Consider the following 23933-nt stretch of genomic DNA (forward strand, 5'->3'; position numbering starts at 1 on the left):
TTTGTTCTGTTCGCGGCATTAATCACGAAGATTCCTGGGGTCGGAGTGTCACACGGCCCCCGGTTGCCCTCCTGGCGATCGCCGGGGGTGCGCTGCTGTCCGGCCGTGCTCATCTCGCCGCTGTCCACAGCGCGGTCGCCGGACGCTGGGCTCTGTCCACAGGCCGCCCGGTGCAGGGTCGGCGGATGGATGACGAATCGCGTGTTCCCGCTGCTCAGGGTGGTGTCCGCTTTGGCGTGTACACCGGCCCGATGACGATGCAGACGGCTTCGGCTCTGGTGGTGCCCACCGCTCCTGACGGAACGGTGGGCCGATGAGCGCCGTGGCGGCACCGGCCGCCGCGTTCGCGCGCCTCCGTACGGAGTCGTTCGTCCCGGCCGGGCCGGTCCCCGAGCGGGCGGCGGGCCATCCGCTGTCGCTCGGTCGGGACGCCCGCGCCCGTCTGGGAGGCGCGGTGCGCACACTGCTCGACCTGGACGGCCTGGATGGTGCACCGGACGCGGTGCGACTGGCGGTGCTGGTACTGGCGTCGCGGACGCCGTCGGAGACCGGTGTGGTGGAGATCCGCACCTCCGAGCTGGGCCGGTGGCTCGGGCTCTCCGCGTCGTACACGGCTTCCAACGTGGTGCCGGTGCTGCGCCGCTCGGGCGTGGTCTCCGTGGAGACCGCAGAGGGCGACTACGGCCAGGACGACGGCCTGAAGTGCAAGGTGCTGCCGTTGTGGGCGGCGCAGGACGTGGCCGGGCACCCGCTGAACCTCGCGAAGAAGGAGTACGCGACGCTGCTGCGGCTGCTGGAGGCCGTGATGGCGCCGGGCTGGACGCTGCGGGATGGCCGGGTGATCCCGGCCGGGCTGATCGGTACGCGTACCGGTCGCGGAGCGGCGACGGATCGGCTGGCGCTGCTGCTGCTGGTGCTGGAGGCGCGGGAGTGCGGGCGGGTGCGGCAGTGCGGCGGGACGGTGGACACCAAGCGCGGCCGGGCGGCGGCGACGATGGCCCGGCTGCTGGGCTGCACGGCGTCGGCGGGGGAGCGGGTGCTGGAGCGCCTGGAGGACCGGGAGCTGGTGCTGCGGGTACGTCTGCGGACGGCCTCGGGCATGCCGAACCGGTCTCGGCTGATGGTGCCGGCGGTCGCCGCCGCCCACGGCCGTACGGTCGCCGACGACGTCCAGGAGGACCGCGCGGAAGCCGTGGAGCCCGGGTTTTCAGACCCCGACGTTGCGGCAGGGCCTGTTGAGACGCCGGAGATGGAGACGGAACCCCAGGTCAACGGCCTGCCGGTGACGGATGAGGCTGCTGTTGCAGAGCCCGACGTTGCGGCAGCCCTTCACACTGACCACCCTCACCTGGTTACTCCCGTCGTTCCTCTGCAGCTCTCTGGTGGCTTTTCCGGCGAAGGCCGTGGTGGGTCCGGTGGTCTGCCGGACCGCGCGTGCGTGCGCGAGGACGGCCCGCTTCGCGGGGAACAGCGGGAGAAGTCCCCGGTCGGCGAAGGCAAGAACGGCGGCCGCGGACCGGTGGCCGGTGCTCCGGTGCGGATCGTGAACGGCGCGGGTCAGGGCAGGCAGCAGCGGGGGAGGGTGCCTCTGCCGCCGGAGGAGGTGCGGGTCGCTCTGGCCCCGGTCGACCTGGTGTGGGCGCGGCTGGAGCGTCCGGCCGCCCGCCGCCTGGTGGAGGCCGCCGCCCGCAGCGAGCTCAAGCGGGTGGAGGGCTTTGCGGGCCGTACGGACGCCCCGCAGGTCCTCGCGGAGCGGCTCGTCCGGCGCCTGGACGAGCAGCTGCGCGCTCGTGCTCCGATCACCGACCCGGTGGGATGGCTGCTGGCCCGGGCCCTGCCCCAGCGCCAGCAGTGCGGCGACAAGCGGTGCGACGACCGGATCCTGCTCGACTCCGGCCAGGACTGCCCGCGTTGCGAGGACCGGCAGGCCGACCGCCGCGCCCAGCGCCACACGGTCGCGGCCGCCGTCGACGCCGCAATGCCTGGCGCCTCCGAGGCAGAGCGCCGGGCGGCCGCCGCCCGGCAGCTGCACGAGACGGTGACCGCTCAGGCGTGGATCCGCGAGCACCGGTGGGCACAGGTCCGCCAGCAGCAGGCCGCCGCCAAGGCCCATCGCGCCGAAGCTGCGGCCGCCCAGCCGGCCAACGACGTCCCGGCCGCGCCGACGGCACCCGTCGTGCTGCCCACGCCGCGCCCGGCCGCCATCGTCCCCGCTCCGCAGCCGGAGCCCGCCGACGTCGACGACGACCAGGAGCTCGTCCTCGAGGACCTCACCCCCGAGCAGGTACGCAACTGGCGGGTACAGGCGCTCAAGGACCACCAGGTGGTGTTCGACCACATCGACCGCTACGGCGAGCCGTCGGCCAGGCGCCTGTTCAGCAACCATCTGGTCGACCAGGCGCACCACCGCTCCCGGCTCGGGCACCTGGACCTCGGCTACTCCACCTGGGGGCAGGTGTGAGCGGCGGTGAGGTATCAGGCGTCGACCTGGCGCGCCAGGCCTGGTCGCGGCCCGGGACGCGGCGAGGAAGAACGGCGCCCGAAAGGAGAAGGCAAAGCGGCGCACTGGCACGGTGGTACGGCGCAACGGGCGCGAGCCGCTCATCAGGGCCGCCCTCGGAGTGCTGGCAGGACGGCCCGAGGGATGCGCGTATCTGGAGGACAACGAGCTGCGGTCGGTCGACCGCCCCGGCGCTGTCGTCACATTGCCCGTGATCGCCTGCACGAGCCGAACTTGTCAACTAAACTTCAAGTCATGAGCGTGCTGGAAATGAACCTGTCGGAGCTGCTCAACAAGCCCAAGGTGACGCTGGCCGCCCTGCGCGGCACGCGGCGGATACTGCTCCGGCGGCGGGACGACGAGGACCTGGTGCTGACCACGGCCGCACGCGCTGAGCAGGACCACGAGGTCATGGGCGCGGCCAGCCGCCTGTTCGTGGAGATGATGCGCACCTCCCAGGGCCGCACCCTGGTCCTGGACGTGCTGCCGGCGACGTTCCCGTGGGTGCGCTACCTGGCCGCGCACGACGTGCGCGAGTTCTCCGTCGAGCTGGTCGAGGCCCTGCAAGCAGCGGTCGAGCTGGACAACACCGCCGCCGTCGCCCAGCTGATCACCGAGTGGCGGCACACCGCCGAGGTGCACGCCGACCCCGAGCTGTACGCCGCGCTGACCACCGACTCCGGCGAGGACCTCGGCCCCGTGCCCGAGCCGGGCGCCGCCGCGTGAGCCCAAAGCGCGGAGACCGCGCCGCCCCACCGCCAGCCAAGAACGAGTGGGACGTCCGCTTCGCCAACGGCGACGCCGCAAAAGGATGGGAGCAGCTGGGCACCCAGGCCCCAGGCAACACCCGCGCCGCCTGGCTGGTCATGCGCACGGACCCGGCCCCGGCAACACGCACCGCACGCCACCACCGGCTCAAGGGCGAGCTCGCCCGGGGCACACACCGCGGCGAGGCGATGGACCGCTGGCAGATCGAGGTCACCGCCGGTGGGCGCATCTGGTACCTGCTCGACGTCCAGCGCCGCACGGTCTGGATCGACCACGCCTCCACCAGCCACCCCAAAGCCACCGACGGGTAAGCCCCGGCCTACGTGGCACTCACCTCAGCGAGCTGCCGCCGCTGGTCGACCTCGACTGACGCCCGACAGCTCGGCGGGCCCCGGCGACGTGGGTGATCGCCGGGGCCCGGCGCTGTTCAAGATCCTTCTCACCTCCGGCCACTCGCGGGACGAGACGTCCGCCGGGCACGGCCTGTGACGGGTCGGCGAGCAAGATCTGACCGTCTTGCGGCGTGTGATGCTATTTGATACCGGTTCCGTCCGGGGCCGGCATCAGCGAGACGGACGAACCCCCTACTCATGACGCACGGCCCACGCCACTACGCCGCCAGTACCCGCCGCCTGGTCGGCGCCGAACTGCGCCGCCTCTACGAGGCCGGCGCCACCATCCAGGGCCTGGCCCGTGCCACCGGCCACTCCGCCCCGTACGTACGCAACCTGCTGGTCGAGGCGGATACGCCCCTGCGCGGCGTGGGCCGACCCGCGACCGGCCGGACCCCGCCTCGCCAGGCTCAGCTGGCAGGGATGCCGTTGGAGAGAGGCAAGCACCTCGACGTCGAGACCCGCCGCCAGGTCGGTGCCCGGCTGCGCAAGCTCTATGAAGAGGGCGCCTCCGTGCGAGAGCTGGCCGACGCCACGGACAGGTCGTACGGCAGCATCCACCGCCTCCTCCTGGAGGCCGGGACGACACTGCGTGAACGCGGCGGCGCATCTCACCGGCACCGCAGGCTCTGACTGGCCACCCCGGGCCGTCTCCCCTAGCGGTCGTCGGCGCTGAACAACCGAAGCGGCGGCCTCGCCTCCTCTCTTTCACGACTCCAACGCGGACCCTCACGAGGGCCGCGCAACTCCGAGGGCTTCACCGTCGTCCACACCATCGCCGACCCGTGATACGGAGCGAGATCGAGCCAACGCTCGGGAGAGCACGCTGAGCTGTGACCCGGGGGGCGCATCTCGGCCAATGCGGGGTGGGGAACCGGGCAGGTCCCGGCGGATCCGCCACGCTGCCCGTCCGGCCGTCCCATGATCTGCCCCGGGGGGCCGCATCGGCCCCGTTGCGGGACGGTGAGGAGCAGCGGTATGGGCGTGAGCAGCAGCTATCTGACCAGGGCGGAAGTGCAGCAGTTGCTGGGCGTGAACGCGTTCGGAATGTGGCGACTGGGGCGGAAGTATGACAAGTTCCCGGCGCCCACGCAGAAGCCGCGCAGCCCGTTCGGCAGGCAGGATTCCGAAGACGTGTGGGACGGCACCGAGGTCTACTCCTGGGCGGCTAGGACCGCAGAGTTCGCCCACCGCGGCGCCGTGCTGCTGCGCCCGCTGCCTGAGGGCCCGGCCCCGGGCAGCTGGCTCGGCTACCGGGACACCCTGCGCGGCCCCGCGCTGGACTGGCGCACCGACCTCGGTGTGATCCGCATCGTGCACTGCGACGATTCCCAGGCCGCCGCCGACGTCGCCTCCGCCATCGTCGGCAGCGGTAACAAGGACAGCGTGGTCAGCGTCTGCGCTCTGTACGGGGACGTGGGCATCTGGGGGCCGGCGCTGGTGGCGGCCGACATCGCGCACCCCGGCATCGAGTACGAGGCCAGCTGGGGCGACGTCGCGGCCCTCGTCGGCCAGGTGCTGCCCTGGTGGCCCGACCTGCTGCGCCTGCCCCGTGTGATCCGTCAGTGGGAGCCGGGCGCCCAGGCGGCCGTGGTCGAGGTCCCGGCCAACAGCAACGAGAGGATCCTGCGCCGGGCCGGGGCCAACCAGGTTTTCGACGTCACCTCGAGGGCGGCCGTGACGGACATGGCCAACAGCATCCGCAACAACCGGATCGACCACACGAGCCACGAGATCGAGATGTTCTGCAAGGACATCCACGGCGAGATGCCGAACCCGGTCGTCGCCGGCGCCGTGCCCGACACCAGCCACCACCCGCTGCCGTGCGACGGGGAGCGCCAGGCCCTGCGGACCGGCTGGTACAAGCTCGCCCTGCACACCCACCCCGACGCCGTCGCCGCGCTCGAGGTCGCCGTCGGCCGCGACCCGGACCTTCTGCCCTTCGGAGCCGTCACCGAGATCCCCGTCCGGCCGGGCACCATCAGCGACCGGTGGACCCACCGGCTGACGATGTGCGACCCGACCGCCGCCCACGCCGTCCTCGCCCAGGACGACAGGGCGGAGGCATTCTTCATCGACCCGCTCACCGACATGCCCGTCCTGCGCACCCCCGGCCGCGACGGAAAACAGGTGTGGCGTTTCTACGCGCCGCTGTCCCTCCCAGCCGGCGGCGCGGAACTCGCCTCGGTCGTCCTGCACCACACCCTGTGGGTCACCACCAGCGACGGCCACGTCCACCCCGCGCCGTGCACACCGACCCAGCACCTGTGGTGGGGCGACGGCTGGGGCGACCGGCCCAGCGAAGCCGCCACTGTCGTCGACCAGCTCCTGGACGACCTCGGCGCCACCATCAACCTGCGCAAGCACTACAAAGCCCCCAAGGGGCTGACCGCCCTGTTCAACGAGAAACACAAGAACGGCACCGAACTCACCCGCGCCACCCTGCTCCACGCCCGGATGACACCACCCCGCACACGCTGAACACGGTCGTGCGCACTGCCCCACCACAACCACATTCTCGGGGCGCGCGTCGGGCCTCCCGTGGGGAGCCGGGAGGTGCGACGCGGCCCCGCCCGGAGGGGGCTGCCCGCAGGCGGGGCCGACCACGGGGGTGCCCTCGCCTGGGGGAGACGGAAGATCACGCTGCCCGCGGGCGATCAGGATGGCACCAGATTCAGCCATGCGATAGACATGTGACCGAAAAACGTTCGACGGGCGGCGGACCGCCGCCACAGGGGGCGTCTTCCGGCGCCTACCCCTCTTGTTCAGCCCCCTGGTTCGCCGGGAGGATCACGGGCATGACCGAGCTGCAGCGCCTGGCCGGCGCCCTCGCCACCGACTACCTCTCCGGGCAGTGGACGCCCGACCCGACGGAGGAGCACCGCGCGCGGATTCTCTCGCTGGGTGCCAGCACCGATGACGGCCTGGACGGGCTCGCCTCGGGCGGTGTGATCAACGGCGAGGCCGTCGCGCAGATGCTGCGGGCGCACCCCGACCTCGCCTCCTGGCGTCTGACCCCGGTCCTGCGCGCCTACCTCACCGGCGACGCACACGGGCAGGCCATGGTCCGCGACCTCCTCGACGCAGTGGCCGGCCACCACCAGCACTCCGCCGACCACCAGTACGTTCGCTCGCCCGATCCGTACGACGGCAGCGGGCCCGCGGTGTTCCTGGCCGGCGGCATCACCGGCTGCCCAGACTGGCAGACCCGAGCGGCCCTCCAGCTGCGCGCCGTCGGCGTCGCGGCCACGATTCTCAACCCCCGGCGAGCGGACTTCCCCGAGGGCGACGATGTGGCCGCCCGGGAGCAGATCGCCTGGGAGTATGAGCACCTGGCCCGGGCCAACGTGGTCATGTTCTGGTTCTGTGCGGAGAGCATCCAGCCGATCGCCCTGTACGAACTGGGCGCCCACGCTGCGCGCGGCGCCACGATGGTGGTCGGCGCGGACCCGCAGTATGTCCGCCGTCTCGACGTCGTCGAACAGCTCCGGCACGCCCGCCCCGAGCTGAAGGTCCACGCCTGCCTATCCGACACGGTGCGCGCCGCAGCGGCGCTCGTGACGCCGTATACGGCCTCAGCGCTGGGGTAACCAGGGCTTGGGAGGTGGACTCCCCCATCGGGGGGCCACCCTCCCAAGCCGGTGTTGATAGCCGAGCCGGTGGCCTATTCCGTGCCGGGTGCGAAGACCTGGAGGGCGGCCCGCGCGAAGGTGAGGTAGTCCTCGTGGCTTCGGGGCTGTGGCGCGTTGGTATCCCAGGACGCCAGGAGTCCGGCGAGGGCCTGAGCGTCGGCCTCTGCCTCGGGATGCCGTACAGGCGGCTGTGGTGCTGCGTTCAGGTCAGCCATGGCTGTGCCCCTTCCTTTGCCTGGGTGCTTCCACCGTGCCAGAGCTATGTCGCACGGAGACGGCGCGCGGCCGGCTGTGCACTGTCTGTGAGGCTCAAGTGACGTCGAGGGTGCACGGGACCGGATGGGCGGCCACCAAGCCCGTCTGATGCGCCGGTCCGGTTCTACAGGCCATGGCTCGGTCCCTGACGGGCGCGATATCGTGGGCGCCCTGATGACCACCTCTTTTCATGATCTGGCAGGAGAGCCCCGCGTGGCCGAGGACCCCATCGCCCAGAGTGAGATCGCCGCTCTCACGCGCCGCTTTGAGCAGGTTCAGGAGAAGACGGACCGCGAGTTCGGGATCGTCAAGTCCGACCTGACTGCCCTGCGGCTCCAGGTGGGCAACCTCGACCAGAAGGTGGGCAACCTCGACGAGAAGCTCGGCAAGCTCGACGAGAAGCTGGACGAGAAGGTCGGCGAGCTCGCTGGCCAGGTGCGCGACCTTAACGAGAAGATCGACCGTAATCAGGCGCAGATCGTCGAGCTGCTGACGGCGCTGGTGGGCAGGGACCCCGGTACCGCGTAAGCACGCTGCGCGACCAAGATCAACGAAAGGCCCGGCGAGAGCGACTCTCGCCGGGCCTTTCTGCAGTGCGGCGGGGCGGCCGCAGCTACCGTGATCCGTCATGAACATGAAGACGCTGCTGGACCGGTACTGCGTGGAGGGCGTGACGGTGGCGCTGGGGTGTGTGTTGGCGGCATGGCGCTGGTGGTCGGAACCGCGCGCCGCTGGCGTGATCATGCTTGCGGTCGTGGCTGGCGTACTGCGGGCGTGGTCCGGGCTATCGGGGCTGGGCAACATGGTGTGGGCGGGCGCGGCCGGGCAGGACATGACCTGGCGCACCTATCGCGACCCCGGCGTGGCGGCGGAGAAGGACGGTGCCCGAGACAAGGACGTCGAGTTCCTGATCAGCCAGATGCGCCGGGTCGAGGAACGGGTGGAGGCGTTCGCCGGGGAGAGCGGCATGGAGCGGATCTCGCTCTCGGTTGCCGGCGGGCGGATCGGCACGTGGAACGCGGCGTCCTCTGTCCGCTTTGGACGGCGCGGGCATGTCACCTTGGGGCATATCTGGCTGTGGCCCGAGCGCAATGCCGTGATGCCGTACACCCTGGAGCACGAGCTCGCCCATCTGCGGCGGCATGATTCCCACACCAGGACCGCCGGCGCCGTCGTCGGGGTGGTGCTCATGGTGCTGTGCACGGGCCTGCTCCCGCTGGAGAGGGCCGCTGCTGCGCTGGCGGGGCTGGGTGTGCTGTGGGTGGCGTATTTGTGGTGGTCCGAGCTGGCCTGTGACCGGGCCGCGGCCCGCCGCTGCGGCCGCGAGATGGCCCTCGCGTCCTGGCGGCAGGAACTGGGGGACGCCCGCCTTATCCCGCCGGTCCGGCGTCTGTTCTTCGGGTTCTGGGCACTGCGGTCCCACCCACCGCTGCGGCTCCGGCTGTGGCTGTCCCACCTCGCCCCGCCCGTGGATCGCAACCGTGCCCTGTCCCTGACCAGGGGAATCCGGCCCTGAGAACCCCAAAGCCCAGACGCGAGTGCGGCTAGGACGGCGTGTTCAGGTGAGCCCGGCGGGCGTGGACGAGGTTCTCCCACCGCGCGCGTACGGCGTCGGGGCCGTCGATCCAGCGCGTGGCGGTGGGGCCGGGCAGGGGCAGGCCGGCCATGTAGTGGGCGATGTCGGTGAAGTAGGCGAAGTCGCCGGTGGCGGTGAGTGCCCGCAGCCGGTCAATGGTGGCGGCCAGGTCCTGGTCCTCGCCGCGGACGGCGTGGTGGAAAGCGAGGGCTAGTTCCACGAAGCGGTGGAGGAAGGGGAGCCCTGCGGCCTCGATGTCGGTGTGCAGGTTCCGGGCGCGGCCGGTGACGCCGCCGGTTCCGGCGTCCTTGATCAGGGCGACGACCTGGGCGAGGAGGGTGTTGGAGAGCTGGTCGAGACCGTCAAGAAGCTGGTGGGCGAGGGCGAGCTCGTCGTCCGCGCGGGCGGGGTCGGCGAAGGCAGCGGCGAGGGCGAGGCGGACCTGCATCATGGCGCGTTCGCCGGCGGCGCCGTGCTGCTCGGCTTCGGCGCGGCCGGCTTCGAAGGCGGCGATGGCCTGGTCGGTGTTGGCGTGGGACCAGTGGATGTCGCCGAGGACGCGGTGGTGGCGGCCTTCCCAGCCCAGGGTGGGCACGGCGGCCAGGGCGGTGGGGAAGTCTCCGGCGAGGCGGGCCAGGTTGGCAAGTCCGCGGCGGGCCTTGGGGGCGAGGCGGCCGCCGGCGTCGGCGACCTGCTGCATGCCGGCGCGGGCGGCGTCGTTCTGGCTGAGGTCCTTGTGGGCCTTGGCCCGGTAGTACAGGGCCATCTCGGTCAGCTCGGCGGGCAGCAGACCGGTGGCCAGGACGGCGGTGAGACGGTCGGCGGTGCGCTGGCGGTGCTCGCGCTGGCGGCGGGTGATCGCGGTGAGGAGCTCGGCGACGGCGTCGGCGGGGGCGTCCGGTGTCTCCTCGGTGGTGGGCAGGGTGAGGGGTTCCCAGACGGAGTCGTCGGTGTAGGCGAAGGCGGCGTCGATGAGCCAGCCCAGACCGGTCAGGTGGTGGTCGCGGGCCAGGCGCAGGCCCTGGCGCAGGCAGGCGACGAGGAGCATGCGGCTGGGGGCGAGAGTGGCGGCCTTCGTCCACTGCTCGCCGAGGGCGGCGAGGGCGCGGGCGGCGGCCTGGTGCCAGTCGGTGGGGGTCCAGCGGTCCTCGCTGGTCTCGTCGGCGTGCACCGCGGTACGGATCGCGCCGTGCAGGTGGTACGGCCACAGGGCGTAGGGGTTGTCGGTGACGAGCGGCCGGTCGATCAGGCGCCGGGCCGGGGCCTGATGGGTGAGGCCGGCCGCTTGAGTGGCCAGGTCGAGGTCGAAGGCGTCCAGCAGCGAGACGCTGCGCAGGACGTGGCGTTCCTCGGGGGTGAGGTCGGACAGGACACGGGCTAGGAGGCCGGGGAAGGTGTGGTCGAAGTCGGCCGGGACCGGCTCCCTGGTGCGGCGGATCTCCAGGAAACGGCCGACCGCGAGGTCCAGATGGAGAGGGAGGCCGTGGGAGCGGGCGGTGATCACGGAGCGGATGTCCGGGCCGATGAGGGGCTGGCCGTCCTTGACCAGGCGGCGGGCGAGGTGGGCGTCGCAGTCCTCGGCGGAGAGGTCGCCGATCAGGTGCTGCCGGGTGCCCGGCGCGGCGGCCCGGGGATGCGGCACCAGCTGGGGCGAGGGGGCCTGAAGGCCGGGCCAGGCGATGGGGCCGGTCCAGTCGAGCTGGCCGTGCAGTGCGGGGTCGGCCCACTGCAGACGGGAGCGGCCGCCGATGACGAAGAGGGCGCAGGGCATGAGCCAGACCAGGCGCTGCAGCAGGCGCTCGAGATCGCGGTGACGGTCGGCGGTGTCCTCCATGGTGTCCAGCAGGACGACCGGCGTGAGCTTCTTCTTCGCGGGCAGGCGGCCCAGTTCCCAGGCGAGCAGGTGCGGGTAGTAGGAGAGCGCCTCAAGGTCGGGGGTGGCCTCCAGCAGGGCGGCGGTGCGGGAGGCGCCGGCCAGGGCCCGGGCGCGCTCGCGGCGCTCGCGCAGCGCTTTGACCAGGGCCGCGGTGACCTGCCCGGCCGCAGAGGAGACCATGCCGGGCAGCTCCAGGGCGCCGACGGCCTCACTGACCGCGGCCTGCATCTGCTGGGGCAGCATGCCGGCGAACTTGCCCACCAGCCCGGTGCGCCGTATGTACTCGTCCAGCGGCTCACCAGGGTGGACATGCTCCCAGTACTGACGCAGGGCCAGGTCGAAGGAGGGCAGTGGCCGGCCCAGTGCCCCGGCGAGCGCGAGGCGGACCGTCAGGATCACCCGCTCGTAGTCGGCGCCGGTCGACGCGGAGCGGGCCAAGTCGATCCGGATGGGCAGGAGACGTTCGGTCCAGGCCGGTGCACCCCACTGGGCGGGGCGGGCGTCGTCCGTGGTGAGGGTCGCTTCCAGCTTGCGCAGCAGCGTGGACTTGCCGACCCCTCCCACCCCGTGGAAAACGACCAGATTGGTGCGGGGTGCTTCCAGATCCTCCACGTCGAAGGCCGGGTCGTTGATGTGCCGCAGGTGCTCCTCGATCGCGGCGGCCACGATCGCCCACTGGCGGTGCCGGTTGGCGAACGCCTCGTCGACGTCGAAGGACGAGTCGTTGGAGCTGAACAGCGCACGCAGGTCCACGTCGGTCCCCCCAGGAATGATCATTGCCACTATCAACCTATGCGCCCCTGCCGTGCGGCGCGGCTGCTTTCGGCAACGCGGGCGGGTCAGGCCGCATCGTCTCGGCCAGGGACAATGACGCCCCATCACATCCCGATACGCGAAGGACACCCCGTTGTCAGAGCACGTGAGCCCCGAGGCCGCCGAACAGCTCGTCCAGGACGTGAGCACCTGGTACGCGGAACAGCTCATGAAGGAGCGGCGCGCCACCGTCCCCGACGTCGGGCGCCTGGAGTCCCTGAAGGAGGGGCTGGCGGTGTGCGCCGCCGACCGGGAGGCTCTCCAGGACGCCGAGCCGGAGGAGGTGGCCGAAATCGCGGCCCGCTACGCGGCCCGTGCCAGGGAGCTGGGCGGCCAGTAGCCGGAACCCTGGCGCAGGACGGGCAGCGGTGCCGTGGTGATCGTGGAGGCGAGGGTGCGCGGCTGCAGGTGGGCGGGCATCAGCGGCCAGGCCAGCTCGGCGATGGCGACCAGATCCGACCGGTACTGCGGCAGCTCGCCCCGCACGCGCTGAAGGGTGGCGAGGAACTGGGCCGCTTCGGCCGATGTGTACCGGCGTTGCTGCTCGGTCTCCAGGACATGCCCGCCCCGGGGCGGGCGGGCCCAGGCTCCGCCCGGGGTGCGCTCGTTGCGGTACACCGCGGTCAGGTCCCGGCGGACGACCGAGACGCAGTGCACGTACGGCGACTGTTCGGCCGCGCGGACCACATCGGCGACGACGCCGAACGTCACGTCGTGGGCGGCGGCCGAGGTGAACCGGGGCGTGCCGCCCAGGCGGGCCACCTCGGCGCACCGGGTCGCGGTGCCCAGCCGGCTGTCCGCGGCGCGCGCCCCGAGGACGATCAGCTCCACCCGGCGGCCCGCCCGGTGGTCGCGGCGCACGCTGTCGGTGAAGTGACGGACGCTGTCCGGGGCGATCTCAATCAGCAGATCGCCCCGGCGCGCCCGTACGTACGCCTCGGCCATCTCCTGCCAGGCCCGGTAGTCGGCTCTGATCCGCACCGAGGCCGTGCGCGGCTCCTGTTCAAGAAGCTGGCGGTAGTCGGGGTGCATCGCCTTGAACGTGCCGCCCTCGATCCGGGTGGGCCTGCGGGCGCGCAGCGCGCGGCGCAGCACGCGCGCCGCGTAGCTCTTCCCGGCGCCCTGCGGACCCATCACGTACACGGTGACCGGGTCGTCCTGCGGGGTGACAGTGCTCAGGTACATCGGGACGATCAGCTCGTCGAAAATCCACGCGTGCTCGCTGGGGGACAGGCGGTGGTAGTCGACTCCGGGCGGCACCGTGAGCGGCTGGGCGACCCGGCGCACCGGCTCGGCCAGCGCGAAGGCTCGCTCCAGACCGCCGGCCACCGCCAGGCGCCGCTCCGGTGCGAGCGCCAGCGGATGCAGCTGCTGCTCCGCGCCGGCCAGCTGGCGGCGAAAGCGCCAGGTCTCCGGTGCCGTCCACGGCCGGGCCCACTCCCCGGTCAGCGCCTGGGGGGCGGCCGGTGAGCTGCGCCAAAACCCCTCCTCTGCGAGTTCGTTGCTGTACAGCACCTGAAGGTCACGCCGCACCACCATCACCTGGTCCGCCAGCCGCTCGGCCTCGATGACCTCCAGGAAGGCGGGCAGATTGCGCACGCACTGGTCGAAGTTGCCCCAGGAGACATACCGGCCCGCGCCCTGCTCGCTCACCTGCGTCAGGTAGCGGTCCATCCCGCTCAGCTGCGCTGTGGCCTCCGCCGTGGCCAGGGCCACCACCTCGACGCGATAGCCGGCCGCGCGGTAGGCGCGGGCCGTCACACGGGCCTCCTGCGGATCGGCACGGGGGGTTTCCACCACCGCGTCGAACCGCTTGCGGCGCACGTATGCCTCGACCTCCGCCTGCCACCGCAGGACGTCCGGACGCACCCGTACACCGGCTGTGCGGTCGTCGCTGCGCATCAGGCCGCGGTACTTGGGGTGAGCGGCCTTGTAGAGGTCGCGGCCGATCAGTACCGCGCCGCCCCGCCGGTTGAGGACCGCCAGTAAGAGGTTGCACAGGGTGGACTTCCCGCTCCCCGGCGGGCCGGCGACGAGCACCACCACCGGCCGGTCCTGAGCAACGGCGTTCCGGGTCCAGGCCGGCAGGATCTCGGCCGCCAGAATCTCCTCGTGCTTGCGCTCGGCCAAGGTGACCGGAACGACGTCCTCGTCTCTCAACTCTCCAAACCCTTCAGTCCGTTGTTGATGATCACGCCGGCAACGCCACGCACCCTACATCAACAGAATGGGTTAAACGCAAGGGGTAAAATTCGACTCTCACGAGGGTTAAATTGTGCTAGTGTCCGGAGTGGAGGGAGATAGACATGCCAACTGAGGAAGAGCTGAACGCGTCCGTCGATGCGCTGCTGGCCGAGGAACCGCAGCTGCCGCCCCCGGCGGAGCGCGCCCGGCTACGGGAGGCCGCCGGCATCACGCAGGCCCGCCTCGCACAGGCCCTGAAGTCGACGACGCAGACGGTCAAAAACTGGGAGAACGGCCGCAGCGAGCCGAAGCCGCCGCGCCTGGAGGCATATCAGCGGCTCCTCAAGGGCTGGGCAGCGAAGTACCCCGCGCACGGCACTCCCGCCGCCGCGCCGGCTCCGGCCGCCTCACCTCAGCCGGAGGTGCCGGAGACGTTCGCCGGCCCGGCCGCGCCTGAGCCGCAAACCGCAGCGCCGGTGGAAGCTCCTGCCGCCCCGTCCGCGCCCGACCGTCTCGTCCGTCCGGCTGCGCGCCCGGTGACGTCGTCGCGGCGTCCGGCGGCGAAGAAGGCCGCGAAGCCCGCGCTGGATCCGCGGTTCCCGCACGGTCCGCTTGCTGTGCTGGACGGCGACGGTTCCGCGTACGGCGTGGACGGCCTCGTGCTGGACTGCCCGGCGACCACGGTGGTGGAGCTGGTGGAGTGGACGCTGCGCGAGGCCGGCCTTGGCGCGCCGAAGCTGCACCGCCACGGCAAGGACCAGGACCCGCTGATCGTGCTCACCGCGGCCGCGGCCACGCGGTTCGGGCTGCCCGAGCGCCTGGAGGACCGCCGGGGACTGCGCCTCGCGGAGGACCACCCGGTCGTCAAGCAGATCGCCAAGGCGAAGTGGCAGCTCACCCAGCGCGGCTTCGGTCCCTGGCCCCGCATCTACCGCAAGGCGCAGGGCTCCCAGCGCCAGTGCGTGCAGCTCGCGATCCTCCCCTGGGATGCCCTCGACTCCCGCTCCTGGCCCGGGGTGTCAGAGATGAAGCCGGCCGACGTCGCCCGCGTGCTCAGCATCTACGCCCAGCGGGTCATCACCCCGCGCGGCGGCACGGCCGTCTGCGGCCTGGAGCTGATGACCGCGCTGCGCCCGCCGACCCGGCCGGTGCGCGATGAGGAGACCGGCAACTGGATCTCCGGCCACAACCCCGGCAGCTTGGGTACGGAGCCGATGGACCCGGCGCCCCCGGAGGGCCAGCCCGAACACCCCGCCATCTACCACTCCGGCTGGAAGGGCGGCTTCCTGCACGAGGAGGCGTACACGTGGGCGCGGTCGGTCGACCTGCTCACCGATGAGGAGTGCATGCTCCCCTACGCGATCGGCCTGGACCTCAACACGGCGTTCCTCGCCGCCGCCGCGCGGCTCACCGTCGGCCTGTCCGAGCCCGTGCACTTCGTGAACCCGCCCTTCAACCCGAAGATCCCCGGCTCCTGGCTGGTCGACCTGTCCGGCATCGAGCTGGACCCGCGCCTGCCCAGCCCGTTCACGCCGACCGGCGAGCGCCCGACGGGACCGGCCTGGTACCAGACGCACACCGTCGCCTACGCCCAGGAGCTCGGCTACAACGTGCAGCCGATCGAGGCGTACCTGCGGCGCGAGACGGGCGCGTACCTGGACCCGTGGCACGACCGGCTCAAGACCGCCTACGTCGACACCCTCGCCGACCTCGGCGTCACCAAGGACCTCTCCGACGCGGAGTTCCTGGCGGCGATGGAGCGGCACAAGGACGTCGACCCGGCGCTGGCTGCCGTGCTGGCCGCGATCAAGGGCACGGTCAAGGGCGGCATCGGCAAGCTGTTCGAGAACCCGCAGGGCAAGGGATACAAGGACGGCGAACCGTGGCCGGCCATGATGCGGCCCACCTGGCGCCCCGACATCCGCGCCGCCGTCATCAGCAAGGCGCGGGTCAACATGCACCGCAAGCTGATGAACATGGCGAAGATGACGGGCCTGTACCCGCTCGCCGTGCTCTCCGACTGCGTCGTCTACCCCTCGCCCGGCGCCTCGCCGCTCGACTTCCTGCCCTACGCGGCATCCGGCAAGCCCCAGCCGGGCGGCTTCCGTCTCGGCCCCACGCCGGGCCTGGTGAAGCTGGAGGGCGTCCAGGAGATGGCCTGGGCCGTGGACCTGATGGAGAAGGGCCTCAACCCCGCCCGCCACATCAAGGGCGGCGACGCCGTTCTCGACGAGGGCGAGTAGGCCCGCGACCACCGACACCGGCATCGCGCCGTCCCAACGGAAGGCCGGCGCGCACGCTCAACCGCACCGAAGGAGCCGTACCTGATGAACACCACCGGCGCCCCGACGCCGCAGTGGCCCGTCCCCACCGCCCCGCCCGCCCACGACCCGGTGCTGTTCGCGCGGGCGATGCGGGACATGCGCCTGACCTGGCGCGCCCGCGGTGTCCTGGCCGAGCTCGCCACCGGCTACACCCCCGGAGACGAGCCCACGATCAGCGAATTGACCTCCCTCACCCGCAACGAGCGCCTGGCCGCCGAGGGCCGCGACGCCTTCCGTAAAGCGGTCGGCGAGCTGCGCACCCTCGGCTACCTCACCCCCGACGCCACCACGGCCTGCGGTGTCGGCGAGCGCCTGGTCGTCGACCTCACCCCGGCTGCCGAAGCCCGCCTGATTCCCCACCGCTACGGCCACAGCCGACTCACGGACGGGAGCTGACTGATGAGGGAGATCGAAGACGCCATCGAGCGGGCTGACCAGGAAGCGTTCACCCGGGAGCCGCCCAAGACCCTCCAGGGCCGCATCAACTTCCTGCTCAAGCAGATGAAGACCACGAAGGCCGTCGCGGCGGAGCTCGGCGTCACCGCCGACTCCGTCAACCGCTACCGCCGCGGCACGCGCAAGCACCCGCCCAAGGAAATCGCCGCGAAGATCGACGCCGCCGTACGGGCCCGCTGGCAGCCCCAGGTCCGCAAACGCCGGCGCAAGCAGGCCGCCACCGCCACCGGCATCACCGTGGAGACCAGGGCCCGCTTCGGCTACACCGCGCCCGTCGGCACGACCGACGACGGGCGCTTCCGCCGCCTGACCATCCACCTCCCCCCGACGTACGCTGCGCGCCTCTTCGACGCCCGCGACGCGGGAGCTAGCGACCAGGAGATGCGGAAAATCATCGCCGAAGGCTTTAAAGAAGTGTATTTCCAGGACGGGGGAGGTCGCGCTATGGGACTGTCGGACGTGGAAATCAACGACATCGATTACCTGGACCTCGACTACTAATTTCGGAGTCTCTGATGGCGAGCATCTACTACCCGTACCCACACCCGAAGAACGATGCCGAACGTGCGGCGAACCGCCAGGCCGCCGACGACTACCAGCGCCAGGAGGACGAAGCCGCCACCCTCCTCCGCCTGGCTAAGGGGCTTCCCCCCGTCGCCCCCGAACTCCTCCTCGAACAGGTGCGCCTTGACCTCGCCACCGCCGGCCTGCACGTGACGCCGTCTGAACTCACTGACGAGAACCCTGGCGGCGTCGTGATCTACATCGACGACGACGCCCAGGTCGTCGTCGACTGGCAGCCCCACGCCCGGCTCGACCGCGAGGCACTCGACATGGTCGAAGCCGACCGCACAGACGACGAAGCCGTCATCCGCTACGACGTGGTCCGATCGGCGATGGACACCGCCCTCGGCACCATCCTGAGCGGCTTCCGCTACACCACCAGCCGACCGCAGTTCGGGTTCGGCCACATCATCCTGCAGACCCCGACCGCGCCCGGCACCCAGGAGTAGCCCCGTGTACGACCGTGACAAGAGCCCGCTGCTCGATGCCGATCACGATCCCGTCCGGATCGCTGACGCGCTGCGCAACAGCCCGCACATCCTGGGCGCTCACGCCGAACCCGGCCAGGACCGCGTCTCTTTCACCACGCTGGCGGGCAACGGCTTCGACCTCACCCTGCAGGACGCCGAACCGACCACGGACGACGTCCTGCCCGCGCCGGCGCTCACTGAGGCCCTCGCCGCGGCGATCCTCAACCACCCCGACTTCTACGTCGCCACTCCGGACTCCCCGCGCGAGGACACCATCACCGTCCAGACTCGGGGCGGGGTGCGCTACCTCCTGGCCCTGGACGTCGACCCGGACGCCAACGCCGATGACTACCCCGCCCCGGCCGAAGAGCTCTCCTACGCCGCCGATCGGCTGCTCACCAGCAACCCGAGCGACGCGGAGCGCGCGACGGCCGGACTTCTCGCCTACGTCGCCGCCACGTGGGAGAAGCAGGACCTCCCGCTGCGCCAGCACGCCCAGGCCGTTGCCCGTTTCGTGACCCGGTAGGACGGATCTACCCATGCCCGCATCCACGGCTACCCAGCGCGCGTACCGTGGCGGTACGACCCGCCGCCGGGAGGACCAGCCGATGAGCGCGCAGCCCGACCACGCCCCTGCCACGGTCGGCGCCCCCGCACCCGGGGCGCCAGCCGAACTCCTCGACCAGTTGCGCGCCGACCGGCGCGCAGACACCTGGGTCCCGGCCTTCGAGCGGGAGTGGGCGGCCGCCCTCGAGGAATCGCGGCGCACGTTCTCCCTCGGCGGGCTGTACAAGGTCGTCCAGGACTGGCAGGGCCGCCTCGCCTCCGCCCCGGCCGTCGACGCGTTCGTCGCCTCCGGCTACGACGACAGCCAGTTCATCGACATGGCGGAGCTCCGGGGAAGGCGCCGGTGACCCCACAGCCGTACGAGGTCCGCTTCTCCGCCCCGGCCGCAAAGGTCCTCGAGACCCTGCCCCAGCACGTCGAAGACATGGTGTGGGACGTCCTGGACGCCGCCGCGGCCGATCCGTGGGGCTTCCGGCAGTGGAACGCCGACGACCCCGAGGGCGAGGACGTCCGGCACGCCTCCGTCGGCCAGCTCTCCCTCACCTACTGGGTGAACCGGCCCCTGCGCCGGCTGTCCGTCCTCACCATCACCTGGCTCGGATAGCCACCGGTGACAACGCCCTGACCCCGGCATCGCAACTGCCGGGGTCAGGGCGTTCCGCATCACGGCCACGGCCGTAGTCACCGGCATCCACCGGGCAACGATATGTCTCCGCCTCCGTATCCAGGAGCCCGGATTACACGATCTGGTGAACCGCTGATCTGCGGGTACCGCGGGCTCCCTCCTGTGGGCGACGCGTTGTCAGTCCGCCTTCCTAGCGTCCGGTCTGTGGCAACTCCACTGCGCCCTGACGGCGCCCGTACCGAAGGCGGTCACCCCGGATGAGCCTGACCTCCGGACTGCACAGTCCCCGTACGCCGCTGCGCCGGTTCCTGGATCGCGAGCTGTCCGCCGGCCCCAAGCCGGTACGCGAGAGCTTCCGCGCCCAGCACCGGACCGACTACGTCCTCATGCCGCCGCCCGGCGTCGGCACCGAGGCCGGCACCGTCGGCACAGCCATCGACCAGCGGCTGCGCCTCGCCTTCACCGCGGCCGCGCCCGTCGACGAAGCCTCCCTTCTCGGCATCGAGTCCACCGGCGCCTCGTACAGCGGCGCGGGCCTGCGCATGCGCGCCGTCGGCAACGAACTCGCCGCGCGTCTGACCGAAGCCGTGCAAAGCCTGGACCTCGACAACCGGGCCACGCCGATGGACCGCGCCCACGACGAGGAGGAGGACCTGGCCCGCATGCTGCTTGCCGCAGCCTGGTACCAGGTGCTCTGGCGCAATCCGTTCGGGTTCACGTACACGCCGCTGTTCATCGCCGCTCTGGAGGATCCTGGAGCCTTCACCCTTGCCCGGCTCCTGCAGCTCCCGCACCCAGACATGGTGGCCGACGTCGTCGCCCAGCTCTACCAGGCCGCCGAAGGCCCCCTGGAGGCTCTCCGCAGGCGCACGAGCCCGCAAGACTGCATCGGCGGGCCGACGTTCGCGGGAGTCGGCATCAGCGCCGACGCCGACCTTGTGATCGACGGGCTGCTGCTCGACTTCAAGAGCACCAAGCGCCCTGGCCATCTGAAGAAGCGCACCGCCTGGCAGCTGCTCGGCTACCTGCTGCTCGACACCCCCGACCGGTACCGCATCGACACCCTCGGCCTGTACCTCACCCGCTCCGCCGTCCTCGCCAGCTGGCCCGTGGAGGAGTACCTGGACCTGCTCGGCACCTGCCGCCGCCACCTTCCCAGCCTGCGCGCGGTCCTCGCCGAACTGCTCGCCGGCTGCCCGGCCGACGTCGTCCCCTGCGATCACGAGGAAGAAAGCCGGGCCGACAGGCTCCTGCAGCGCCTGGCACCCGTCATCGAACCAGGGCACTGCCGGGTATGCGCCCAGGCCCTACCGAAGTCGCTGCGCCGCCCCCGGGACTTCTGCTCACGATGGTGCAGCGTCCGGGCCCAGACCCTCCGCAAGAAGGGACTCCTGCCGGCCCGGCCCACCGCCACCGTCCTCCACCCACGCCGTGCGGACCTGTGAGGTCTATGAGCCTCACAGCCTATTTCCCCAGGTAGACGAGGTGAACTGTGAGGGTGTGAGGGTGTGAGGCGGGGATCGCGCCGGTGCTCCTGCATGCCCTGGTGGTGCCCGCTGGCGCGGAGGACGATGGAGTCGTGGGCGAGCAGCACGAGGACCAGGAGCACGGCGCCGAACCGGCGCGGCCACCGCTGACCGCGGCCCGCGCCCGGGAGATGACGGACGGGCTACGCGAGGCGATGGACGACGTCCGGCGCTCCGTGGCGGTGCTCGCCGCCCGAGTCCGTGACGCGCACGCCGCCCGCGTCTGGGTGCCGCTCGGGCACAGCAGCTGGGAGTCGTATTGCGACGCGGAGTTCGGCATCAGCCGCGCGCAGGCGTACCGGCTCCTGGACGTTGCGCGCGCCCTGGCCGCGATCCACGGCGCGGTCGCCGCCGGCACCGAGCTGTCTCGCACGCGAGACACCGGCCCGGCCGCCGCGGCCGCGCTCGACTACGGCCTGTCCCAGCGCGCCCTGATCGCCGTCTCCGGCCGCGCCGACGACGTCGCGGAGCTGATCACCCGCCGCCTCGCCACGCTCGCCCACAGAGGCCTCCAGGACCTCGACACCGCCACGGTGCGCTCCGTGGTCCGCCAAGCCGTCCGCGACGTCCGCACCGCCCCGCCCCCGCCGCCCGCCGGTCCGCCCGCAGACCCGGCCGTTGCCGCGCTGCGCCAGGTCGTCGACGACCTCGCCGCCAGCAGCCACGCGATCGGGGAGCTGATGCTCGAAGTCGCCCCGGCCTACCTCTCCGACACCGACGCCGCCGACGTCCTGGCGCCGCTGTGCGAGGCGATCGGCGAGGACCTCGAGTTCGGCCTCGCTGCCCGCCGCTATGCGATGTCCGGCGACCGCCGCGCCCTGCACGGCACCATCCTGTGACAGCTGCTCCCGGCTGTTGCTGTGAGGCACACACCCTGTTTGCCCAGGTAGGAGGGGTGCACCGGGAGGCTGTGAGCTGTGAGGCGAGGGCCTTCGGCGGCGGCCTGGTGCTACTCCTGGTCGTGCTGTTTCCCGCCGGGTGCAGCAGCAGCTGCGCGTGGTGGGTGCCGCTCGTTGTCGCCGTGATGCTGCTCGTGGTCCTGGGGGCGGTCATCGAAAAGCAGCAAGGCGGTGTCGCGGGTGCCGCGCGGCATCTGCATCGGCCAGGTGGCACACGGCTGATGCTCGTGCAGCAGGCCAGCCACACGGTGCAGCAGCGGGCGGCTGCTGCTTGCCGCATACAGCGGACAGCACTGGTTCGTTCTGCTGCTCCACAACGATCCGGTCTACCTGGTGCTACCGCCGTGCTGCTCCGCACCGTCCGGGAACAAAGACGGCGCCGCTTCCGGTCGGAAGGGCGCCGTGGTGCTGCGCGGGGCGTGGCGGCTATTCAGCCGGCTAGCCGGAGGGCGGGCCGCGCCTCGGGGGCCGGGGCGTCTTCGCCGCCATCTGGGTCGGGGTCGAAGTCGGTCCCGACCCGGGCATCGCGGGCCCGCGGAGGCCGGATGTCCCCGGTGGGGAAGTTCAGCGGCCACACGAACGTGTCGGGGTCCTGGAGGTGGTTGACCATGTGGGCGAGCGACTCGTAGCCGGCCATCAGCGGGTGGATGAGGACGGTGCCCTTGCGCTGCCGCTCACTGATGATGCCCTTGTCCCGCAGCTGCCCGATCGCCCGGGAGACGACGGACTGCGTCAACCCGAGGCGTTCGGCGATGTCCTGCTGCCGGATCTTGACCAGTCCACCGGGCTGCTGACGGGCGGTGAGGACGTCGAATACGTCGCGGGCCGTCGGCGACAGGCACGCGTTCGGCAGAACCTCGAAGATCTCCGGGTTGTGGAAACCAGGGACGGTGCTGCTCATCGCGTGGCCTCGTTCCTCACAGTCGGGATGACGATCTCTCGGTCGACAAGCGTCTTCTTCAGCGACTGCACCAGCCGCCGCTGCTTCACGCTGCCCCACCGGTAAGCGTAGAGCGGATGCAGGCGGTACACCCCGCGCCGCTCCTTCCAGGTGAAGTTGTGACGGCTCAGCTGCCCGATCGCGCGGGAGACCTTCGACTGCGAGCAGCCGAACTTCAGGGCCAGGCTGCTCTGCGTCATCTGCACCAACGCTTGATCGTCATGGTTGGTCACCATGTGGTCGAGGACGTCGCGCGACACGGCGGAAAGCTTGAACTTCCACAGGTTCTCCTGGATCACCTGGGAGGCGCTCAGGTGCTGGCCACCGTAGAAGACGTACGGCTTGACCTCGGGGTTCGTGGTGAACGTCCCGCCCTTTTTGGCGAGCTTCTCGAACCTCTGGAGCAAGTCCCGCGCGGACTCCATGCCATTGACGGCATCCGAAGGCGGGGGCGCAGGGGCCAGCCGTGACGCCTCCGCCGGCGCCTCCGCGCTGCGCCTCAAGGGCTGGGCCACGGGCTCTCCTTCATGATCGTTGGTGGCGCATAACATAGCAGATCTGCGATGTTATGCACGTGATCCATGCATGCGGCGGGCGTGTCTCTGGACAGGAACGATCTATTCACCTACGTGCATGCATCTCGGCTCCCGCGACCACGATCTATGCACCCAGGGTGCATGCATCGCTCGTGTTTTCGCAGGTCAGAGCGTTGCGCCTATCTGATCTTTAGAGGCGCGCCCCCGGCGGCCCCTGCTGCGTCCTTCGACCGCTGTATGCAACGGCGCGGGCTGCGACAGGGCAGGCGAGGCCGCGGATCCGTCCATCGGTGGTTCGCCGACTCTTGCGCTGCGGTGGCCTGGCCTGGGCTAAGGCGGCTTCGCGTGCGGCTCCGTGGGACCAGCGCGGACCGTAGGCGGCACCAGCGGAGCTGCGTCTCGGGTGGTACCAGCCGTGACGATCAAAAGCATGGAGGCGTGGCTGGTGCCGGTGAGTGGTTCCGCCGCCCGGCCTAGCGGCCGTTCGGCTCCCGTACCTCCGAACGCCGAATTCAGGCATACCCATATCGAGGCTTCCGTTCTGTGGCTGAGCAATTCAGGGCAGCGCAGCTCTGAATTGTGCGAGTGCGTTTTTAGTGAACCAGGGGTGCTGCGGCTTGGACCCAAATGCTACACAGCTACCAGCAGTGATGCATCGGTATGGATACGCGTTCGCCCTCTCGAGTGGCGCACCATCGAAACCTCCTTCATCGGCGCGGGTTGGCGTGTATGCTGACGGGGTATTGGTAAACGTATCCAGCGGTTCCGAGGGTGGGGGAAAGGGGTTCGGGTGGAGCGCAGCGGAGCCCGTCACTGCGGTGGGATCGGCACCCGGTCGGGCCGACGGTCCGTCACTCTCGTTGCGGGGATGGCAGCTGGGATTCCCAGTAGCTACACAGGCCCGCGCGTGATGCACCTGCCTCTCGTAGCCAGCCGAAGGAGTCCCGCTTGCGGGACTCCCCGCAATTCGCGCTTGCGCGAATTGATGTGCTTTTAGAATTCCGCTTGCGGAATTCAATTCCCGCGCTTG

23 protein-coding genes and 1 pseudogene are annotated in these 23933 nt (G+C 71.1%); 19 read left to right on the top strand and 5 right to left on the bottom strand.

The window, feature by feature from the left end:
• The first annotated feature begins 313 nt into the window (after positions 1-313).
• From ACOTKD_RS36495 to ACOTKD_RS36525, 7 genes and pseudogenes are all read left to right on the top strand, one after another.
• A complete protein-coding gene (locus ACOTKD_RS36495) occupies positions 314-2461 on the top strand; it encodes a hypothetical protein (protein WP_424893303.1) in 2148 nt (715 codons plus the stop codon).
• 294 nt (positions 2462-2755) lie between these two features.
• Positions 2756-3226 (top strand): DUF6247 family protein, encoded by a 471-nt coding sequence (locus tag ACOTKD_RS36500; protein WP_424893304.1) that lies wholly within the window; start codon positions 2756-2758, stop codon positions 3224-3226.
• Complete coding sequence (locus ACOTKD_RS36505) at positions 3223-3579, top strand: hypothetical protein (RefSeq protein WP_424893305.1); 357 nt, start codon at positions 3223-3225, stop codon at positions 3577-3579. The genes ACOTKD_RS36500 and ACOTKD_RS36505 overlap by 4 nt, the downstream gene beginning before the upstream one ends.
• A gap of 279 nt (positions 3580-3858) precedes the next feature.
• Positions 3859-4029, top strand: a pseudogene (locus ACOTKD_RS36510) (helix-turn-helix domain-containing protein); the annotation flags it as partial.
• On the top strand, positions 4021-4293 hold the full coding sequence (locus ACOTKD_RS36515) for a helix-turn-helix domain-containing protein (RefSeq protein WP_424893326.1): 273 nt from the start codon (positions 4021-4023) through the stop codon (positions 4291-4293). The pseudogene ACOTKD_RS36510 and the gene ACOTKD_RS36515, both read left to right, overlap by 9 nt.
• Before the next feature lie 345 nt (positions 4294-4638).
• The gene (locus ACOTKD_RS36520) at positions 4639-6141 is read left to right on the top strand and encodes a hypothetical protein (RefSeq protein WP_424893306.1); all 1503 of its coding nucleotides are present in this window, start codon (positions 4639-4641) and stop codon (positions 6139-6141) included.
• Positions 6142-6458: 317 nt separating this feature from the next.
• Entirely contained in the window at positions 6459-7250 is a 792-nt protein-coding gene (locus ACOTKD_RS36525; RefSeq protein WP_424893307.1) for a nucleoside 2-deoxyribosyltransferase domain-containing protein, read from the top strand.
• Positions 7251-7324: 74 nt separating this feature from the next.
• Here ACOTKD_RS36525 and ACOTKD_RS36530 read toward each other — a convergent pair whose 3' ends face one another.
• The gene (locus tag ACOTKD_RS36530) at positions 7325-7507 is read right to left on the bottom strand and encodes a hypothetical protein (RefSeq protein WP_424893308.1); all 183 of its coding nucleotides are present in this window, start codon (positions 7505-7507) and stop codon (positions 7325-7327) included.
• 253 nt (positions 7508-7760) lie between these two features.
• On the opposite strand from ACOTKD_RS36530, the gene ACOTKD_RS36535 reads away from it, so the two are divergent.
• Positions 7761-8075 (top strand): hypothetical protein, encoded by a 315-nt coding sequence (locus tag ACOTKD_RS36535; RefSeq protein WP_424893309.1) that lies wholly within the window; start codon positions 7761-7763, stop codon positions 8073-8075.
• A gap of 100 nt (positions 8076-8175) precedes the next feature.
• Positions 8176-9063: a hypothetical protein gene (locus ACOTKD_RS36540; RefSeq protein WP_424893310.1), complete on the top strand. Its 888-nt coding sequence runs from the start codon at positions 8176-8178 to the stop codon at positions 9061-9063.
• A 28-nt stretch (positions 9064-9091) separates the two neighbouring features.
• Here ACOTKD_RS36540 and ACOTKD_RS36545 read toward each other — a convergent pair whose 3' ends face one another.
• On the bottom strand, positions 9092-11776 hold the full coding sequence (locus ACOTKD_RS36545; RefSeq protein ID WP_424893311.1) for an ATP/GTP-binding protein: 2685 nt from the start codon (positions 11774-11776) through the stop codon (positions 9092-9094).
• 130 nt (positions 11777-11906) lie between these two features.
• On the opposite strand from ACOTKD_RS36545, the gene ACOTKD_RS36550 reads away from it, so the two are divergent.
• Positions 11907-12152 carry a hypothetical protein gene (locus ACOTKD_RS36550; protein ID WP_424893312.1) on the top strand — a complete coding sequence of 82 codons (246 nt, stop codon included), beginning with the start codon at positions 11907-11909 and terminating at the stop codon, positions 12150-12152.
• On the opposite strand, the gene ACOTKD_RS36555 is transcribed toward ACOTKD_RS36550, so the two are convergent.
• Positions 12116-13972 (bottom strand): zeta toxin family protein, encoded by a 1857-nt coding sequence (locus ACOTKD_RS36555; RefSeq protein WP_424893313.1) that lies wholly within the window; start codon positions 13970-13972, stop codon positions 12116-12118. The two genes, ACOTKD_RS36550 and ACOTKD_RS36555, sit on opposite strands and share 37 nt — an antisense overlap.
• A 146-nt stretch (positions 13973-14118) precedes the next feature.
• On the opposite strand from ACOTKD_RS36555, the gene tap reads away from it, so the two are divergent.
• From tap to ACOTKD_RS36600, 9 genes are all read left to right on the top strand, one after another.
• On the top strand, positions 14119-16239 hold the full coding sequence (gene tap / locus ACOTKD_RS36560; RefSeq protein ID WP_424893314.1) for a telomere-associated protein Tap: 2121 nt from the start codon (positions 14119-14121) through the stop codon (positions 16237-16239).
• An 84-nt stretch (positions 16240-16323) separates the two neighbouring features.
• Positions 16324-16716 (top strand): hypothetical protein, encoded by a 393-nt coding sequence (locus tag ACOTKD_RS36565; RefSeq protein WP_424893315.1) that lies wholly within the window; start codon positions 16324-16326, stop codon positions 16714-16716.
• 3 nt (positions 16717-16719) lie between these two features.
• Positions 16720-17277 (top strand): telomere-protecting terminal protein Tpg, encoded by a 558-nt coding sequence (tpg, locus tag ACOTKD_RS36570; RefSeq protein WP_424893316.1) that lies wholly within the window; start codon positions 16720-16722, stop codon positions 17275-17277.
• A 14-nt stretch (positions 17278-17291) separates the two neighbouring features.
• A complete protein-coding gene (locus ACOTKD_RS36575) occupies positions 17292-17789 on the top strand; it encodes a hypothetical protein (RefSeq protein WP_424893317.1) in 498 nt (165 codons plus the stop codon).
• A 4-nt stretch (positions 17790-17793) separates the two neighbouring features.
• Complete coding sequence (locus tag ACOTKD_RS36580) at positions 17794-18336, top strand: hypothetical protein (RefSeq protein WP_424893318.1); 543 nt, start codon at positions 17794-17796, stop codon at positions 18334-18336.
• Positions 18337-18418: 82 nt separating this feature from the next.
• Positions 18419-18724 carry a DUF6247 family protein gene (locus ACOTKD_RS36585; RefSeq protein ID WP_424893327.1) on the top strand — a complete coding sequence of 102 codons (306 nt, stop codon included), beginning with the start codon at positions 18419-18421 and terminating at the stop codon, positions 18722-18724.
• Positions 18721-18981 (top strand): hypothetical protein, encoded by a 261-nt coding sequence (locus ACOTKD_RS36590; protein WP_424893319.1) that lies wholly within the window; start codon positions 18721-18723, stop codon positions 18979-18981. The genes ACOTKD_RS36585 and ACOTKD_RS36590 overlap by 4 nt, the downstream gene beginning before the upstream one ends.
• Positions 18982-19259: 278 nt before the next feature.
• On the top strand, positions 19260-20447 hold the full coding sequence (locus ACOTKD_RS36595) for a hypothetical protein (RefSeq protein WP_424893320.1): 1188 nt from the start codon (positions 19260-19262) through the stop codon (positions 20445-20447).
• A gap of 83 nt (positions 20448-20530) precedes the next feature.
• Positions 20531-21367, top strand: coding sequence for a hypothetical protein (locus ACOTKD_RS36600; protein ID WP_424893321.1), 837 nt, complete (start codon positions 20531-20533; stop codon positions 21365-21367).
• Between the two features lie 490 nt (positions 21368-21857).
• Here the strand turns inward: ACOTKD_RS36600 and ACOTKD_RS36605 are convergent, their stop codons facing one another.
• Both ACOTKD_RS36605 and ACOTKD_RS36610 read right to left on the bottom strand, forming a co-directional pair.
• The gene (locus ACOTKD_RS36605; RefSeq protein ID WP_424893322.1) at positions 21858-22328 is read right to left on the bottom strand and encodes a replication/maintenance protein RepL; all 471 of its coding nucleotides are present in this window, start codon (positions 22326-22328) and stop codon (positions 21858-21860) included.
• A complete protein-coding gene (locus ACOTKD_RS36610; RefSeq protein WP_424893323.1) occupies positions 22325-22882 on the bottom strand; it encodes a hypothetical protein in 558 nt (185 codons plus the stop codon). Before ACOTKD_RS36610 ends, ACOTKD_RS36605 begins: the two co-directional genes overlap by 4 nt.
• Positions 22883-23933: the final 1051 nt, after the last annotated feature.

Origin of the sequence: Streptomyces sp. XH2, from assembly GCF_049725035.1 — a bacterium.
GTDB classification, from domain to species: Bacteria; Actinomycetota; Actinomycetes; order Streptomycetales; family Streptomycetaceae; genus Streptomyces; species Streptomyces roseoverticillatus.

What these genes read in the sequence shown, in the direction of transcription:
- ACOTKD_RS36495 (WP_424893303.1), top strand. Translation starts at nt 314, where the DNA reads ATGAGCGCCGTGGCGGCACCGGCCGCCGCGTTCGCGCGCCTCCGTACG.
- ACOTKD_RS36500 (WP_424893304.1), top strand. Translation starts at nt 2,756, where the DNA reads ATGAGCGTGCTGGAAATGAACCTGTCGGAGCTGCTCAACAAGCCCAAG.
- ACOTKD_RS36520 (WP_424893306.1), top strand. Translation starts at nt 4,639, where the DNA reads ATGGGCGTGAGCAGCAGCTATCTGACCAGGGCGGAAGTGCAGCAGTTG.
- ACOTKD_RS36525 (WP_424893307.1), top strand. Translation starts at nt 6,459, where the DNA reads ATGACCGAGCTGCAGCGCCTGGCCGGCGCCCTCGCCACCGACTACCTC.
- ACOTKD_RS36530 (WP_424893308.1), bottom strand. Translation starts at nt 7,507, where the DNA reads ATGGCTGACCTGAACGCAGCACCACAGCCGCCTGTACGGCATCCCGAG.
- ACOTKD_RS36540 (WP_424893310.1), top strand. Translation starts at nt 8,176, where the DNA reads ATGAACATGAAGACGCTGCTGGACCGGTACTGCGTGGAGGGCGTGACG.
- ACOTKD_RS36545 (WP_424893311.1), bottom strand. Translation starts at nt 11,776, where the DNA reads ATGATCATTCCTGGGGGGACCGACGTGGACCTGCGTGCGCTGTTCAGC.
- tap (WP_424893314.1), top strand. Translation starts at nt 14,119, where the DNA reads ATGCCAACTGAGGAAGAGCTGAACGCGTCCGTCGATGCGCTGCTGGCC.
- ACOTKD_RS36565 (WP_424893315.1), top strand. Translation starts at nt 16,324, where the DNA reads ATGAACACCACCGGCGCCCCGACGCCGCAGTGGCCCGTCCCCACCGCC.
- tpg (WP_424893316.1), top strand. Translation starts at nt 16,720, where the DNA reads ATGAGGGAGATCGAAGACGCCATCGAGCGGGCTGACCAGGAAGCGTTC.
- ACOTKD_RS36575 (WP_424893317.1), top strand. Translation starts at nt 17,292, where the DNA reads ATGGCGAGCATCTACTACCCGTACCCACACCCGAAGAACGATGCCGAA.
- ACOTKD_RS36585 (WP_424893327.1), top strand. Translation starts at nt 18,419, where the DNA reads ATGAGCGCGCAGCCCGACCACGCCCCTGCCACGGTCGGCGCCCCCGCA.
- ACOTKD_RS36595 (WP_424893320.1), top strand. Translation starts at nt 19,260, where the DNA reads ATGAGCCTGACCTCCGGACTGCACAGTCCCCGTACGCCGCTGCGCCGG.
- ACOTKD_RS36605 (WP_424893322.1), bottom strand. Translation starts at nt 22,328, where the DNA reads ATGAGCAGCACCGTCCCTGGTTTCCACAACCCGGAGATCTTCGAGGTT.